Source organism: Streptomyces sp. NPDC002104, from assembly GCF_053593795.1.
The window spans coordinates 1-14923 of the sequence record NZ_JBSFDF010000041.1 but is presented as its reverse complement, the minus strand read 5'-3'; the positions used below and the strand labels follow the sequence as shown (position 1 = coordinate 14923).

Sequence of the window (14923 nt, the reverse complement as noted above, 5' to 3'; positions counted from 1 at the left end):
GCGAAAACGCTCGGCCGGGATGTCCGGCCGAGCGTCGTGTGTCCGCGTGATCCGCTGGTGGTTTAGTACCAGTGGTGGTTCTGCCAGAAGGTCCAGGCGCCCTGGGGGCTGCCGTAGCGGGAGTTCATGTAGTCCAGGCCCCACTTGATCTGGGTGGCCGGGTTGGTCTTCCAGTCCGAGCCCGCCGAGGCCATCTTCGAGGCCGGCAGGGCCTGGACCAGGCCGTAGGCGCCCGAGGCCGAGTTGGTGGCGGTGTGGTTCCAGCCGCTCTCGCGGGACACGATGTTGTTGAACGCCGCGAACTGTGCCGGGTCCTTGATCATCTGCTGGGCGATCGCCTTGGCACTCATCGGGGCGGCCTGCGCGGGAACCGCGGCCAGCATGGAACCGGCGACACCCAGGGCGAGGACGGTACCCGCGAGGGTCTTCTTCGAAGCGGCGATGCGGCGGATGACGGCGTTGGACACGGACGGACCTTTCAACGGGGACAGGGACGGTCGCATACGCACCGGAAGCGTGCGTGAACCACTCACGTGAAGGAGAGGGGATCGTCGGCGGGCGGGAGGTCTCGGGGGTGAACCCGGGGGCTCCTCCGTCCGTCTTGCGACTCATCCAGTTCTACGGGGGTAGAGCCCGCCTGGCAACGACCCCTCTTACTAGTGGTCCTCGCAGCCGGGGCGCAACGACCCCCGAGGGGGCGGGTGGATGTCCTCGCAGGTGGGGGGTGGTGCGCGGGGGTGGGTAGGGGACGTTTAAGGACTACTATCCCGCCTCGTATGTGACCTAGGTCCTGTGGGGCGGGTCACCGGCCAGGGGCCCGGAACTCACCCTGCGTGGCCGCTCGTACGCCTTTCGGGGGAAGGTTTCGGAGCATTCACGCCCCCTGGATCGAAGGTCACGGGTGCCTCGAACGCCGCTTTCCGCGTCGCGCGCCGCAATGCTTTCAGCAGGGTCGCGCCGAGCTGCCCGTGGCCCTGGCCGTAGCGGCCCGTGGCGGTGCCCGTGGCCGTGCCCGTGGCGTCGTCGGGTGGTCCGTGCGGCGTGTCCGTCGTGCGCGACCGCGGAAGCACCGGGCCGCTGCCTAGCGTGGCCCCATGAGCACCCGTACGACACCGCCCATCGCCGGGTACGGCATCCGGTTCGCCCGGCCCTCCGAGTCCGGGGCGGTCGCCGCCCTGCTGGCCCGCGCCTTCTCCGACGACCCGGTCATGGCGTGGATGGTCCCCGCGTCTGACGACCGGGAGCGCCGGATCGCACGCTACTTCGAGCTCTCCCAGCGCCAGCAGCGCCCCCGCGCCGGGGGCGTCCGGGTCGCCGCCACCGGCGACGGGCGCCTGCTGGCGGCCGCGCTGTGGTCGGGTCCCGGGCACTGGAAGACCTCCGCGCGGGGAGAGCTGGCGGCGCTCCCCCACTACGTACGCGTCTTCGGTCTCCGCGGGATGGCACGCGCCGGTGAGGTCCAGAACGTCATGCACGAGGCCCATCCGGACACCCCGCACTGGTACCTGCCGTCCGTGGGAACGGACCCGGGGCTCCAGGGGACGGGAGTCGGGTCGGCGCTGCTGCGCCAGCAACTGGCCGACTGCGACAGGCTCGGGCAACCCGCCTACCTGGAGTCGAGCAAGGCCGCCAACGTCCCCTTCTACGAACGGCTGGGTTTCCGCGTCACCGGCGAACTCCGCCTCCCGCAGGACGGACCCACCCTCTGGCCCATGTGGCGCGCACCCGCGCCGGCGGACCCGCCCGCGTCCCCCTGAGCGTGCCGCCGTCAGGGGGTGGGCACCCCGCCGCACGTCACCGGCCGGCGCCGCCGCCGGCAGGGTCCTCCCGTACGGCCGCGAGGACGAACGCGTGGCCCGCCGGATCACTGAACCGGCGCAGCGTCGTTCGGACGTCCGGCCCGCTGCCGTCCTCCTCGGCCGCCAGCGGGCGCGCGCCGAGCGACACGGCCTCGCGCTCGGCCTCGTCGAGGGCGTCGTCCGCGACCAGGATCCGCAGATGGGCCTGCTGGGAGCCGTCCGGCGCCGGCCAGCTCGGCGGCAGGTGGTTCGGATCGCGCCGGATCCCGAGGAGCGCCACACCGGAGCTGCCCGTGACGAGGATCAGCTCCCCGTCCCCGGTCCACGGACCGGCCTCCGCTCCGAGCAGTTCGGCGTAGAACCTGGCCAGGGGTTCGGGCTCGGCGCAGTCCAGGACGAGGACGCTTGTCTTGAGTACGGTCATGTCCCCCGTGTGCCCTGGGTGCTCGTCCGTACACGCAAGGTGGCGCAAGGCCGCGCAGCCTTCCCGGGGTGCGCGGTCCGCGCATGGGCACGTCAAGCCCGGGTAACCGCCCTTCGAGCGTCCTGACGGACGACCCGCACCTGAGGGTGCGGGCTGCTGACGACACGGAAGGGGTGCGCATGTCGCACGTCGAGGAGTACGTCGAGGTCAACGTCCCTGTACGCACGGCCTACAACCAGTGGACACAGTTCGAGGACTTCCCCGCCTTCATGGAGGGGGTCGAACGGATCGACCAGCGCACGAACACGCTCACCCACTGGGTGACGAACGTGAACGGCGTGCAGCGCGAGTTCGACGCACAGATCACCGAGCAGTTCCCGGACCGGCGCGTCGCCTGGATGACGGTCGACGGGGAGGCCCGCCAGGCCGGGCTCGTCACCTTCCAGCCGATCGACGCGACCACCACCAAGGTCGTCCTGCACATGAACTGGGCGCCGGAAGGCCTCGCCGAGAAGTCTGCCGACAAGCTCGGCTTCGTCAAACGTCAGGTGGCGGGTGATCTGAAACGATTCAAGCTCTTCATCGAATCGCGGGGGACCGCGACGGGTTCCTGGCGCGGCGAGATCTGACGGTGACGGGAACGGTGATGGGAAAACAGGCGGCGCGCGGAGGATCCGATGCCGCGTCCAAGGCGGCACGCACCGCCTCGCAGGGCGGCCGGGGCCGGGAGATCACCGCGCGCAGCGGGCTGGCGACGCGCGGAGTGCTGTACGTACTGATCGGAGCGCTGGCCCTGCGCATCGCCCTGGGAGGCGGTGGTTCGGAGGCCGACCGGCACGGAGCCCTCCAGGAGATCTCGAGCAAGCCCTTCGGTGCCGTCCTCGTCTGGGCGGTGGGCCTCGGCCTCGTGGGCATGGCGCTGTGGCGTCTGTCGGAGGCCCTGTTCGGGGCCGCCGGACCGGACGGTGACAAGCCCCTGAAGCGGCTGGCCTCGGCCGGCCGGTGCGTGTTCTACGGCGTGGTGGCCTTCTCCGTGCTGACCTTCCCCACGGGCGGCGGACGCTCCGGGGACGAACAGTCGCGCGACATGACGGCCAAGGCCCTGGAACTGCCCGCCGGACAATGGCTGGTGGGCGTTGCCGGGGTCGCGATCGCGATCGCGGGCGTGGTCATCGCGGTGCAGGCCGCGCGGCGCAAATTCCGCAAGCACCTGTCCATGGGAGGTGCCTCCGCACGGTGGCGCAAGGCCGTGGACTTCCTCGGGGTGAGCGGTGGCCTGGCCCGGGGACTCGTGGGCACCGCGGCCGGCTGCTTCCTCGTCTACGCGGCACGGCGCTACGACCCCGCCCAGGCCAAGGGCGTGGACGACACCCTGCGGTCGTTCACCACGACCCCGGCGGGTCCGTGGCTGCTGGTGGCGGTCGCCGTGGGGCTGGTGCTCTTCGGACTGTTCTCCTGGGCCATGGCACGGTGGCGCACCGTCTGATCCCGGGTCGGCAGGCGCACGGGGCGGGCCGCTGTCCCAGGATTCCGGCCGCCCCGGCCGCCTCCTCGTGCGCATCCGTCCAGGGTGCGGGATCAGGCCACGGTTCCCTCACCCGATAGGTCCAACAGGTCCTAGAGTGTGCGCGTGACCGAGCAGAACTCCGAACTCATCGCCGGCCGGTACCAACGGGTCGAACCCATCGGCCAGGGGGGCATGGGCCGGGTCTGGCGCGGCCTCGACCAGCAGCTCTTCGGACGCGAAGTCGCCATCAAGGAGATCCTGTTCCCCGCGGGGCTGGACGACGGGGACCGCGCGACGCTGCTGAGGCGTTTCACCGGGGAGGCCCGCGCGGCGGTCACTCTCAGCCATCCCGGGATCATCACGATCCATGACGTCGTCGAGCACCACGGCGCCCCCGTCATCGTCATGGAGTTCATCCGGGGGCAGTCCCTCGCCGCGGCCATCCGCCATCAGGGCCGGCTGCCCGTGCGGCGCGTGGCGGAGATAGGGGCAGCCCTGCTCGGCGCGCTCACCGAGGCGCACGGCGCACGGATCATCCACCGCGACATCAAGCCCGACAACGTGCTCCTGTCCAAGGACCGCGTCGTCCTCACCGACTTCGGCATCGCCCACCTCGCGGACGCCACGACGAAGCTCAGTCAGAGCGGGACCGTCATCGGCACCCCGCACTACATGCCCCCGGAGCAGTTGGAGGGCAAGCGCCCGACCCCCGCCAACGACTTGTGGGCACTGGGCGCCACCCTTTACCACGCCATCGAGGGGCGCCCGCCGTTCGAGGCCGACGGGCTCCACGCCCTTGCCGTGGCCGTCTTCACCCGGCCCCACCGGCCGCCGGCCCATGCCGGCCCGCTGGCACCGGTGCTGGACGCGCTCCTCACGAAGGACCCGGCGCAACGCGTCGGCGCCGTCGAGGCCGCGGAGCTGCTGGCGTCGGCGCTGCGGTCCTCCCGGTCCCGGGCGGACCCGACCGCGAAGGCCGTCGCGCGCGGGCCCGTACCGCCGCCCGCCACGGAGGCGGCGACCGAGGACGCTGCGACCCCGGCCGATCGGGAATCGGACCTGCCGTCCCCGTCCCCGTCCCCGTCCCATTCCCAGGTGCCTTCCTCCCCGCCGACACCCACGGCCGAGGAACCGGCGCCCGCGCCCGGGACGCGCCGCCTGCCCGTACCGGAGCGGCCGACCGGCCCGCCCGTGGCCGTGCCCCCGGCCGAGGATCTGATCTCGCTCGGCCGGGCGGACCAGCGGGGGCGGGACGGGGGTGCGTCCGCCCGGCGGCGCACCCTGACGCGGCGCTCCGCCGTTCTGGGGGTCGCCCTGGTCACGCTCGCCGCCGGCTCCGTTCTGACCTGGAAGCTGACCCGTGACACCCCGCCCGGTGGCGGGGGGTCCGGCAGCGGTGCCGCGGCCTCCTCGGTCACCGTGGTCATCGGGCTCGACGCACCGCTCAGCGGCGGCCTGTCGGCCATGGGCGTCGGCATGAAGAACTCCGCCGACCTGGCGGTCAGGACCTCCAACCGCACCGGGCACGTACCCGGCGTGAACTTCGAGATCAAGGCGCTGGACGACGAGGCCGCTCCCGCCAAGGGCGGGCCGAACGCCTCGCGGTTCGTCGACGACGCGAAGGTCCTCGGCGTGGTCGGGCCGCTCACCTCCTCCGTCGCCAAGACCATGGCGCAGCCGCTCGGACGGGCGAACCTCGTCAGCGTCTCACCGTCCAATACCGACCCCGTGCTGACCCTGGGCCCGGACTGGGCCAAGGGCTCCAAGTCCCGCCCGTACACCACCTACTTCCGGACCGTCGCCACGGACGTGGACCAGGGGCCGTTCGCCGCGCGGTACCTCCACGGCGAGGCCGGGAAGCGCAAGCTCTACGTCATCGACGACGGCAGCGCCTACGGCACCGGCCTCACGTCCGGGCTCGGAGCGGCGTTCACGAAGCTCGGCGGAACCGTCGTGGGGAAGGACCGGGTCGATCCCGCGCAGGACGACTTCTCCTACCTGGCCCCGCAGATCCGGGCCTCCGGCGCCGATGCCGTGTACTTCGGCGGCTACTACGACGCCGCCGGGCGGCTCTCCGGGCAGTTGCGGCAGGCGGGGGTGACCGTCCCCCTGATGGGCGGCGACGGCATCTTCGACCAGCAGTACCTGACGGCGAACCCGAAGGCCGAGGGTGACCTCGCGACGGGCATCGGCGTTCCTGCCGAGGCCCTGGAGAAGGGGCGGGACTTCCTCGCGCGGTACCGGGAGGCGGGGTACCCGGAGGCGGCCGGTTCGTACGGGCCCTACGCGTACGACGCGACCTGGGCCGTCATCGAGGCGGTGAAGGCCGTGGTGGCGGCCCACGGCGGGACCCTCCCCGCGGACGCCAGGGCGAAGATGCCGCGAGCCGTGTCGGGACTGTCCTTCGACGGCGTCACCGGGCGGGTGGCCTTCGACGCGTACGGCGACACGGTCAACCGCCAACTGACGGTGTACGCGGTGAAGGGCGGCAGCTGGACGACCGTGCGGACCGGCCCCGGCGCCCCCTGACCCGTTCCGCCCGTGGTCCGTTCTGCCCGTGACCTGTTCCGGCTGTGATCCGTTCCGCCCCTGACCCGTTCCGCCCGTGGTCCGTCGCGTCACGGACCACGGGCGGAACGGGTGGCGCCGTGGCTCCCCCCTTGGCAGCCACGGCGCCCGCTCTCGTACCGGGTGGTTTACAGCCGCTGCCAGAGGGCCGGGACCACGGGCGGCTCCCAGCCCGTCTGGGCCTGGTGGCCCTGGATGCAGCGGTAGCCGGCTCCGCCGTACGTGACGGTGGCGCCGGCCGCGTAGACGGAGCCGGCCTTCCAGGTGCCTCCGGGCTCCGGGTCACCCGGGCCGGGGCCGGGGCCCGGGTCGGTTCCGGTGACCTTGAGGGTCAGCCCGTAGGCGGAGAGAATCGGGTTCAGCGGCTGGAAGAAGGTGGTCCCGCCGCTGGAGCAGTCGCCGGAGCCGCCCGAGGTCACGCCCTGGGCCTGGCTGCCGGAGAGGTAGGAGCCGCCGGAGTCACCGGGCTCGGCGCAGACCGTCGTGCGGGTGACGCCGGAAATGGTGCCCTCGGGGTAGGTGACGCTGGTGTTGTGCTGCTGGATGGTCCCGCAGTGCCAGCCCGTGGTCGATCCGGAGCGGCACACCGAGGCTCCGACGGGTTGCAGCACCGAGCCGGTGACCTGCACGTTCGCCCCGCCGCTGCCCTTGACGTAGGGGGTGGAGGCCCAGTTGGCGTTCGCCGCCACCCAGGCCATGTCGTTCCCGGGGAAAACGGAGGCCTGGAAGGAGCCCTGGGCCACCTGGTTGAACCCGCTGGTGGTGGTGCCCGCCCGACCGCAGTGGCCGGCCGTGGCGAAGCCGTTCACCGTTCCCTTGGTGACGGGGAAGCCCACCGAGCAGCGGCCGCTGCCGTTCATGTAGTACGCGTCCCCGCCGCGCAGGTCGTACAGCGGGCGCGGGGCCCCGGCGGTACGGACCACCGTGACCAGTGCCGCGTCGGTCCCGGTGGCCGCCAGCAGGGCGGCCGCAGCCCCGGGCCGGGTCTCCTCGACGACCAGGGTGTTGCCGCGCGGGTCGACGTAGCGGACCGGGGTCCCGGCCGTGGCCGCCCGGTCCAGGACGGCCTTCGCGGTGTCCAGGTCGGCGAGGGAGCGGCCGACGAGCTTCGCCCGGGCTCCGGTGGCCCGTATCGCCGCGGTGTCGGCGGCCCGGGTGGTGGCCACGGTCAGCGTGCTCGCGTCGGCGCCGTCCAGCCAGGCTCCGGCGAAGGCCGCGCCCAGCCGGGCCTGGAGCCGGGCGGCCGTCGCTCCCGCCTCGGCCTCGTGGGCCAGCCGCGCCTCGGCCTGCGTGGGGGTCAGGCCGAGGTCGCGCCGCATGGCGGCGAGCAGTTCGGGAGGAGCGTCGGCGGCGCGCAGGGTGGCGGCGGCCGACTTCTGCGGGCGCACGGAGCCGGCGGAGTGGGCGGGGGCGGCGGTGGCGACGGCGCCGGTGGCGGCCAGCAGCAGCCCGGCGGCGGCCAGGGCGGTACACGCCGCGCGGGCGTGTCGTGTGAGCATGCGGGATCTCCTCGGTTCGGTGGGGGTCAGCGACACCGTAGGAATCCGAACGCTCCGGCGGGAGATGCCGGTTGGCCCCTCCCCCGGCGTTATGGCCGCGCGGCGGGCACCACGGCCGCCGAGGACCGGGCCAGTGCCTGCGTGTGCGCGTCGCGCGCGCGGCGCAGCACCGCCGCCGTGCGGGCGGCCGGCTGCGCCGCCGGGTGCCAGCCGAGCAGGTGCCGCCAGACCAGCGGGTTCCCGGCGAGCGGCCGGGTCACCAGCCCGGGGGTCGCATGGAAGGTCGCCCGGCACAGCCCCACGGCCCGCCCGACCTGGACGAGGTGCACGCACGAAGCCGTGTCCGTCTCGTACACGCAGGCCGGGGTGAACCCGGCCCGCACGCACGCCGCCGCGAAGCAGTCGCCGAAGCACCCGTCGCCCGGTACGTCGGTCCAGGCCTCGGCGGCCAGTTCCGCGAGCTCGATCCACGGCCGCTGGGCCAGCGGGTGGTCCTCGGCCAGCATCACGTGCACCGGATCGCGCGCGACCTCCCTCCAGGCGAGCAGCCCCCGCCCCGGCGGGGCGCTCTCCCCGCACACCCCGACCAGGGCGAAGTCCAGCCTGCCGGCGGCCACGCCGTCGGCCACCTCCCGTTCCGACCAGGAGGTGTACGTGGTGACCGGCACGCCGGGCTCCTGCCGGACGATCCGGTCCACTAGCCCGCCCAGCAGCGGCCCGTGCGTTCCCCCGAGCCGGTAGCCGGCCGTCGGCTGCCGGGCGAAGCGCACCGCCTCCTCCTGGAGCGCGCACACGGCCGGGAGCAGCACGCGCGCCCGTTCCAGTACCAGCTCCCCGAGCGCGGTGGCGCGTACTCCTTCCCGTCCCCGGACGAAGAGCGGCCCGTCCAGCGCCCGCTCGATCCGCTTGAGCTGGGTGCTGAGCGCGGGCTGGGTCAGCCCCAGCACGGTGGCCGCGCGGGTCAGGCTGCCGGCGTCGGCGACGGCACTGACGATCTTGAGGTGCCTCAACTCCAGATCCATGCCCCGAGCTTGGTCCAGACCTGTCCGCGTGCGCTACGGGTCTGCCGCATCCGGAATCGGGCCGGCCGACACCATCTGGTGTCCGCCCTGCTCAGGAGGGTGCGATGCTTCATGCGGGCGGCAGTCGGCCGGCCCGATGAGAGGTGGCGTTCCATGGCAGCAGGATTTTCGGAGTGGAAGGTCAACCGGCAGTACGCGGAGAACGACCGTGTCGTTCACTTCGGCAGGCAGTACCGGTGCCTGGTGACGCACAAGTCGAATTCCGCGAGCAATCCGGCGACGACGGTCAGAATGTGGCAGCCCTACACCGGTTGAGCGGGCCGCATTCCCAGGCCGCCGTCGGCGGCGCCCTGCCCGCGGTGAGCTGGGCGGCAGCCAATTGGAAGCGCTCTCAGCCGTCCGGCCGTCCCGGCGCTAGGCTGTAGACGATCCGGCGACGGCGCAGGTCCGCACCACCTTGCGCGTCGCCGCCCCCGTCGACGAGGAGCGACCGCCTTGCCCGAGCAGTCCCCCGGGTCCCGCCCCACCCTGGAAGCCGTCGCGGCGCGCGCGGGGGTCTCCCGGGCCACCGCCTCGCGGGTCGTCAACGGGGGCGACGGAGTCCGCAAACCGCTGGTCGACAAGGTGCTCCGGGCGGTGGACGAGCTCGGTTACGTCCCCAACCACGCGGCCCGGACGCTGGTGACACGGCGGACGGGGGCGGTGGCCGTCGTGATCGCGGAGCCGGAGGTGCGGATCTTCTCTGACCCCTTCTTCTCCCAGCAGATCCGCGGCATCAGCAAGGAGCTGACCGCCCACGACACCCAGCTCGTGCTGCTGCTGGTGGACGGCCCGGGCGACTTCGACCGGATCACCCGGTACCTGTCCGGCGGGCACGTGGACGGCGCGCTCGCCTTCTCCCTGCACACGGACGACCCGCTGCCCGCGATCGCCCGGCGAGCGGGGATCCCCACCGTGTTCGGGGGCCGGCCCGGCTGGACCGCCGGCCCCGGTGAACGGGCCGTGCCGTACGTCGACGCCGACAACCGGGGCGGGGCCCGGGTCGCCGTGCAGTACCTGCGGGACCTCGGGCGGCAGCGGATCGCACACATCTCCGGGCCGGCCGACCAGACGTCGGCGATCGACCGCCTCGACGGCTACCGGGACGTGCTGCTGGACATGGACCCGACGCTGGTCACCGAAGGCGCCTTCACGGTGGAGAGCGGGGCGCGGGCGATGGCGGAGCTGCTGGAACGGCGGCCCGACCTGGACGCGGTGTTCGTCGCGAACGACCTGATGGCCTCGGGGGCCCTACGGGTCCTGCGGGAGCGCGGGATCGCGGTGCCCGGGCAGGTGGCGGTCGTCGGGTTCGACGACATGGATCCGGTCGCCAAGGAGACCGACCCGCCGCTGACCACCGTCAGGCAGGACATCGAGGGCCAGGGGCGGCTGATGGCACGGCTGCTGCTGCGCGGTCTCGACCGTACGGGGAACGGCTCGAACGGCTCGAACGGTGCGGGACCCGACTCGGTGATCACCCCGACCATGCTGGTGCGGCGGGCCTCGGCCTGAGACCCGCCGCACCGGTCGTGCCCGCCCGTGCTACACGTACGGGATCCTCAGCACCGCCGCGTCGGTGCCCGTCTGCACCTGCGACGTGCTGTTGCCCAGCGCGTTCCAGATCTCCAGGCGGACGGTGCCGTTCTTGAGTTCGCCCAGGCTGCCGGTGACGGCCTGCGCGCCGACCGCCTGCGTGTACTCCTCCCAGCCGGCGACCGGGTCGGTCGCGAAGTAGCGGAAGGTTTCGGTGCGGTCGAAGGTGCCGTCGCCGGTCAGGTCGTAGCTGACCCGGACCTGCGGGGCGAGCCCGACCGTGGTGCCGGCGTCCACCCGGAGGCGGAACGCGGTGGCGCCCCCGGCGGAGAGCTTGCCGGTGACCTGCTTCGCCTCGTAGACGGTGGGCCGGTAGGGGGCGCCGTCCCGGTTGACGCCGTCGGCGGAGGCCAGGGTGTCCGCGCCGGCCGGGTCGGTGGTGGAGGTGGTGAGGACGCCGCCGCTCTTGAGGCGGAAGGTGTTGCCGGTGGACGGGCCCGGCTCCTCCGGATCCGGGTCCGGGTCCGGGTTTCCGGCACCGGTGCCCGTGGCCGTCGAACGGGCGGGCACGGACAGGGACTTGCCGTCCGAGAAGGTCACCGTACGGGCGGTGGCTCCGTGGTTGTGCGCGACGTAGGTGCGGGTGCCGCTCTTGGTGAAGACGGCGGAGGTGGGCAGGTCACCGCTGATCGTCATGTCCGGTGCGCCGAGCGCGCCGAGCGTACTGATCCAGTGGTAGGTGTGCGCCTTGGACTCCCCTTGTTCGGGCGTGTAATTGCCGTTCGCCCCGTCCCACTTGGCCTTCGCCGAAGCCGGATCGCTCAGTGCCTCGAACTCCCAGAGCAGGTCGCGCCACTCCTGGGCCGGCCCGCCGTTCTGGCGCTCCATCTCGGCGATGTTCCGCGCGATGGCGGCCTTCTCGCGGGCCAGGTGGAGCGAACCTCCGGTCACGGGAAGGACGTTGATGCCGTGGATCTCCTCCGGGTTGGCGGTCCACCAGGTGGAGTACGCGGCGCCGCTGCCCCAGACCATGCCGACCGTGCCGTACGTGTAGGAGGCGGGGAAGACCTGCTCGTTCGCGTCGAACCAGTACTGGGTGATCGCCTCGGACTCCGTCGTCAGCAGGTAGCTGCCGAGGTCGCGGAGCGAGGTGTCGCCGGTCGCCGCGCCCCAGAGCACGAGAGCGGCGCTGAGGTTGACCGACTCCGACGAGGACTCCTGGTTGTTGCCCGCCGCGAAGCCCTGGTGGCCGGAGGCCCAGCTGTGGCCGGCGTACACGTCGAAGCCGCGCAGGAAGGGGTAGGCCGAGTCGGTGCGGCTCGGGTTGGCGGTGTCGCGGATCAGGTGCCTGGTCATCGCGCCCCAGGCCGAGTCCGCCGCCCAGGCCGGGTCGTACTGGGCGACGATCGCCGCGGCGTACACGTAGTAGCCGTAGTGGAAGTGGTGGTCGTTGAGTTCGGTGTCGCTGCCGTACGAGGCCGGGTAGCCGGTGAGGGTCTTCCAGTCCTTGTCGTAACTGAACCCGCTCGCCCCGCCCGCCGTGAACCACTCCTGGAGCCGGCCCTTCATCAGGCCGAGGAGCTTGTCGCGGGTGGCGCTCTGGCCGATCTGGTCGGCCACGGGCACCAGTTGGGCGAGACGGCCGAGCGCCTTGCCGGTCCAGTAGGTGTCGACGGCCCCGGAGAAGGGGTCGGAGGCGTTCGCGACCTCGTTGAGATAGCCGGTCAGCCGGGCCCGGTCGACGCCGCTGGAGGCGGGCAGGGCGGGCAGCACGCCGTTGTTCTTCTGGCTGGTGGTGAAGGAGGCGGACTCGCGCACCTTCATGGTGCCGCGCGGTGAGACGTACGTGTACGGGGTGAGCGCGTCGGTGGTGTGCAGCCACTGGTGGCGGTAGAGGGCCTGGAGCGTGCCGCGTTCGGTGCCCTCCTTCGCCTCGGTGGTCAGCGTGTAGGTCGCCCGGACGTCGCCGCCGGCGTTCTGCCAGGCCACCTGGGAGCCGGTGACGAAGCTGAACGCGTACCTGCGGTAGGTCGCGAGCGCGTCCGCGGAGGGCAGGACGGCGAGCGAGAAGTAGTCCTTGCCCGCGAGTCCGGCGGTGATCGTGGTCCCGTTTACGGTCCAGTCGGCGCCGGTCGGGGCGAAGAGGGCGTAGTGGTGACCGGCGACCGTGATGCCGAGGACGTTGCCGTTGTCCGCGAAGACGGTGGGCGTGGAGGCGGTCGTGATGCGGGCGTCGCCGCCGGAGCCCTTGGCGTACACGAACGGCATGCCGTGGCCGATGGTGGCCCGGAACGTGCGGGTGCCGTCCGCCCAGTACGGGGTGACCGTCCAGTCCGACCAGGCGTCGGCCTTGGTGTCGGGAGAGTTGAGGCCGGTGAGGCCGACGGTGAGGTCGGCCTTGTGGGCGTACTCGTACTGCCGTCCGTCGCCGACGATCGCGGGCGTGGTGGGGTAGCCGACCTCCAGGCCGGAGGCCTTGGCCTGGTAGGTGAGGGGGTGGCCGTACATGGGGGTGGAGTAGGGGTTGTCGCCGTAGCGCTGGTAGGCGAGCGAGGTCCACCAGTCGTTGGTCGGGACCGGCTTGTCCCGGGCGGCGGCGGTGAGTTTGGGGGTGACGGGGGCACCGGTGTTCGTCGTGGGTCCTGACGTACCGGCGGGTCGCACATCGGTGTAACTGCCGGACCCCGCGGGGATGGTGGCGGCGGCCGCGGGCGCGGCGGCGGGGCCCAGGCCGAGGGCGGCCAGGCCGAGGGCCAGGAGGGTCGCCGCGGCGGGTCTGGAGAGGGAGGTTCGCACGGAACTGCACCTCGATCACGTGGGGGGAAGAGCGCGTTCGAGAGCGCTCTCAAGTGCCATGGAACGTAAATCTCCTGAAACCTCAGTGTCAAGGGAGCATGCTCGCAGGCCAATTGGGCCAGGCACCAAGCTGTTATGTGTTCGAGTCTTGACGGGGAGGGGGCGGTGGGGGACGCTCCAGACGCACGAATTGAGAGCGCTCTCAAGCGCTCGGACGCCGTCGCCGGCGTCTATCCCGAAGTCAAGGGAGGCTTCCCATGCCCATCGCCCGAGCCGCCAGGAGGGCCACGGCCCGCCTCGGCGCCGTCGTTCTCACCGGGGCCCTCCTCGCAGCCTGCGGATCCGGCGCCTCGCCGGACTCCTCGGACGGCGCGGGCGGAGAAGTCACCCTCACGGTCGACCTCTTCGGATCCTTCGGCTACAAGGAGGCCGGGCTGTACGAGGAGTACCAGAAGCTGCACCCCGGTGTGACGGTCAAGCAGAGCGACACCCAGGACGAGGCGGACTACTGGAAGTCCTTCCAGACCCGCCTCGCGGGCGGCGGCGGACTCGCGGACGTGCAGGGCGTCGAGGTGGGCCGGATCGCGTCCGTCGCCCAGCAGCAGGCCGACAAGTTCCAGGACCTGACGGCGTACGGGGCCGACAAGCTCAAGGGCCAGTTCGCCGAGGCCAAGTGGTCCGCGGCGACCACGAAGGACGGCAAGGTCCTCGGCCTCGGCACGGACGTGGGGCCCGAGGCCATGTGCTTCCGCACCGACCTCTTCCAGCAGGCCGGCCTCCCCACCGACCGCGAGGAGCTCGCGAAGAGGTGGTCGACGTGGGACGGCTATCTGGAGCTGGGCAAGGAGTACAAGAAGAAGGCCCCCGCCCAGAGCGCCTGGCTGGACAGCGTCGGCTCCCTCTACGGGGTCATGATCGGCCAGGAGAAGGAGCGGTACTACAACGCCGCCGGCGAGATGATCTACGAGACGAACCCGGCGGTCAGGACGGCCTGGGACACCTCCGTGAAGGCGGCCGAGGCCGGCCTGAGCGCCAAGCTCGACCAGTGGTCCCCCCAGTGGAACCAGGCCTTCGCCGCCGGTTCGTTCGCCACCATCCCGTGCCCGGCCTGGATGCTCGGCTACGTCAAGGGCCAGGCCGGCGACGCGGGCCAGGGCAAGTGGGACGTCGCCAAGCTGCCCGGGGGCGCGGGCAACTGGGGCGGCTCCTACCTCACCATCCCGCGTGCGGCCAAGCACAAGAAGGAGGCGTACGCACTGATCGAGTGGCTCACCGCACCCGAGCAGCAGGCGAAGGTCTTCCAGAAGCAGGGCAACTTCCCCTCCTCGACGGGCGCCATCGCCAAGATCGCCGACGCGAAGGACCCGTACTTCTCGGGCGCCCCCATCGGCCGGATCTTCGGTGACGCGGCCAAGGAGTCACCGGTCCAGGTGCTGGGCGTGCACGACCAGAACGTGATGCAACAGCTGACGAACGCGCTGAGCGAGGTCGAGCGCAAGGGAGTCTCGTCGGAGACGGCGTGGGCGACGGCGAAGAAGGGCGTGGCGAACGTGACCGGCTGACACCGGACCCGGACCCGGACCCGGGACCGGGACCGGGACCGGGACCGGGACCGGGACCGGGACCGGGACCGGGACCGGCCGCTGCGGCCCGGGCCGTCCCTTTCGGATCTCGCCGGGCCCGCACGATCCCAGCCGCTCTGGCAGGATCTGACCGCGGTCACCCCCGACATCGTC

12 protein-coding genes are annotated in these 14923 nt (G+C 72.3%); 7 read left to right on the top strand and 5 right to left on the bottom strand.

Going from position 1 to position 14923, the window contains the following annotated elements:
• Nucleotides 1-62: 62 nt before the first annotated feature.
• Nucleotides 63-467 carry an aggregation-promoting factor C-terminal-like domain-containing protein gene (locus ACWCP2_RS28050; RefSeq protein ID WP_450911357.1) on the bottom strand — a complete coding sequence of 135 codons (405 nt, stop codon included), beginning with the start codon at nt 465-467 and terminating at the stop codon, nt 63-65.
• 627 nt (nt 468-1094) lie between these two features.
• On the opposite strand from ACWCP2_RS28050, the gene ACWCP2_RS28045 reads away from it, so the two are divergent.
• The gene (locus ACWCP2_RS28045; RefSeq protein WP_450911356.1) at nt 1095-1757 is read left to right on the top strand and encodes a GNAT family N-acetyltransferase; all 663 of its coding nucleotides are present in this window, start codon (nt 1095-1097) and stop codon (nt 1755-1757) included.
• Nucleotides 1758-1794: 37 nt separating this feature from the next.
• On the opposite strand, the gene ACWCP2_RS28040 is transcribed toward ACWCP2_RS28045, so the two are convergent.
• A complete protein-coding gene (locus tag ACWCP2_RS28040; RefSeq protein WP_450911355.1) occupies nt 1795-2223 on the bottom strand; it encodes a VOC family protein in 429 nt (142 codons plus the stop codon).
• Between the two features lie 179 nt (nt 2224-2402).
• On the opposite strand from ACWCP2_RS28040, the gene ACWCP2_RS28035 reads away from it, so the two are divergent.
• The 3 genes from ACWCP2_RS28035 (at nt 2403) to ACWCP2_RS28025 (ending at nt 6259) form a co-directional block, all read left to right on the top strand.
• Complete coding sequence (locus tag ACWCP2_RS28035; protein WP_450911354.1) at nt 2403-2852, top strand: SRPBCC family protein; 450 nt, start codon at nt 2403-2405, stop codon at nt 2850-2852.
• Between the two features lie 17 nt (nt 2853-2869).
• Nucleotides 2870-3709 carry a DUF1206 domain-containing protein gene (locus ACWCP2_RS28030; protein ID WP_450911353.1) on the top strand — a complete coding sequence of 280 codons (840 nt, stop codon included), beginning with the start codon at nt 2870-2872 and terminating at the stop codon, nt 3707-3709.
• A 144-nt stretch (nt 3710-3853) separates the two neighbouring features.
• Nucleotides 3854-6259, top strand: a complete 2406-nt coding sequence (locus tag ACWCP2_RS28025) for an ABC transporter substrate-binding protein (protein WP_450911352.1) — start codon at nt 3854-3856, stop codon at nt 6257-6259.
• Between the two features lie 167 nt (nt 6260-6426).
• Here the strand turns inward: ACWCP2_RS28025 and ACWCP2_RS28020 are convergent, their stop codons facing one another.
• Together ACWCP2_RS28020 and ACWCP2_RS28015 are read right to left on the bottom strand one after the other, a co-directional pair.
• Nucleotides 6427-7797, bottom strand: coding sequence for a carbohydrate-binding protein (locus ACWCP2_RS28020; RefSeq protein ID WP_450911351.1), 1371 nt, complete (start codon nt 7795-7797; stop codon nt 6427-6429).
• Between the two features lie 89 nt (nt 7798-7886).
• Entirely contained in the window at nt 7887-8819 is a 933-nt protein-coding gene (locus ACWCP2_RS28015) for a LysR family transcriptional regulator (RefSeq protein WP_450911350.1), read from the bottom strand.
• Nucleotides 8820-8972: 153 nt separating this feature from the next.
• Between ACWCP2_RS28015 and ACWCP2_RS28010 the strand changes: the two genes are divergently transcribed.
• Together ACWCP2_RS28010 and ACWCP2_RS28005 are read left to right on the top strand one after the other, a co-directional pair.
• The gene (locus tag ACWCP2_RS28010; protein WP_450911349.1) at nt 8973-9134 is read left to right on the top strand and encodes a carbohydrate-binding protein; all 162 of its coding nucleotides are present in this window, start codon (nt 8973-8975) and stop codon (nt 9132-9134) included.
• A gap of 180 nt (nt 9135-9314) precedes the next feature.
• On the top strand, nt 9315-10370 hold the full coding sequence (locus tag ACWCP2_RS28005) for a LacI family DNA-binding transcriptional regulator (RefSeq protein WP_450911348.1): 1056 nt from the start codon (nt 9315-9317) through the stop codon (nt 10368-10370).
• Between the two features lie 30 nt (nt 10371-10400).
• Here ACWCP2_RS28005 and ACWCP2_RS28000 read toward each other — a convergent pair whose 3' ends face one another.
• Entirely contained in the window at nt 10401-13187 is a 2787-nt protein-coding gene (locus ACWCP2_RS28000) for a glycosyl hydrolase (protein WP_450911347.1), read from the bottom strand.
• Nucleotides 13188-13444: 257 nt separating this feature from the next.
• On the opposite strand from ACWCP2_RS28000, the gene ACWCP2_RS27995 reads away from it, so the two are divergent.
• Nucleotides 13445-14749, top strand: a complete 1305-nt coding sequence (locus tag ACWCP2_RS27995) for an ABC transporter substrate-binding protein (protein ID WP_450911346.1) — start codon at nt 13445-13447, stop codon at nt 14747-14749.
• Nucleotides 14750-14923: the final 174 nt, after the last annotated feature.

Excerpts from the sequence above, each read along its gene's own strand:
- ACWCP2_RS28045 (WP_450911356.1), top strand. The coding sequence starts at position 1,095 with ATGAGCACCCGTACGACACCGCCCATCGCCGGGTACGGCATCCGGTTC.
- ACWCP2_RS28015 (WP_450911350.1), bottom strand. The coding sequence starts at position 8,819 with ATGGATCTGGAGTTGAGGCACCTCAAGATCGTCAGTGCCGTCGCCGAC.
- ACWCP2_RS28010 (WP_450911349.1), top strand. The coding sequence starts at position 8,973 with ATGGCAGCAGGATTTTCGGAGTGGAAGGTCAACCGGCAGTACGCGGAG.
- ACWCP2_RS28030 (WP_450911353.1), top strand. The coding sequence starts at position 2,870 with ATGGGAAAACAGGCGGCGCGCGGAGGATCCGATGCCGCGTCCAAGGCG.
- ACWCP2_RS28020 (WP_450911351.1), bottom strand. The coding sequence starts at position 7,797 with ATGCTCACACGACACGCCCGCGCGGCGTGTACCGCCCTGGCCGCCGCC.
- ACWCP2_RS27995 (WP_450911346.1), top strand. The coding sequence starts at position 13,445 with ATGCCCATCGCCCGAGCCGCCAGGAGGGCCACGGCCCGCCTCGGCGCC.
- ACWCP2_RS28035 (WP_450911354.1), top strand. The coding sequence starts at position 2,403 with ATGTCGCACGTCGAGGAGTACGTCGAGGTCAACGTCCCTGTACGCACG.
- ACWCP2_RS28040 (WP_450911355.1), bottom strand. The coding sequence starts at position 2,223 with ATGACCGTACTCAAGACAAGCGTCCTCGTCCTGGACTGCGCCGAGCCC.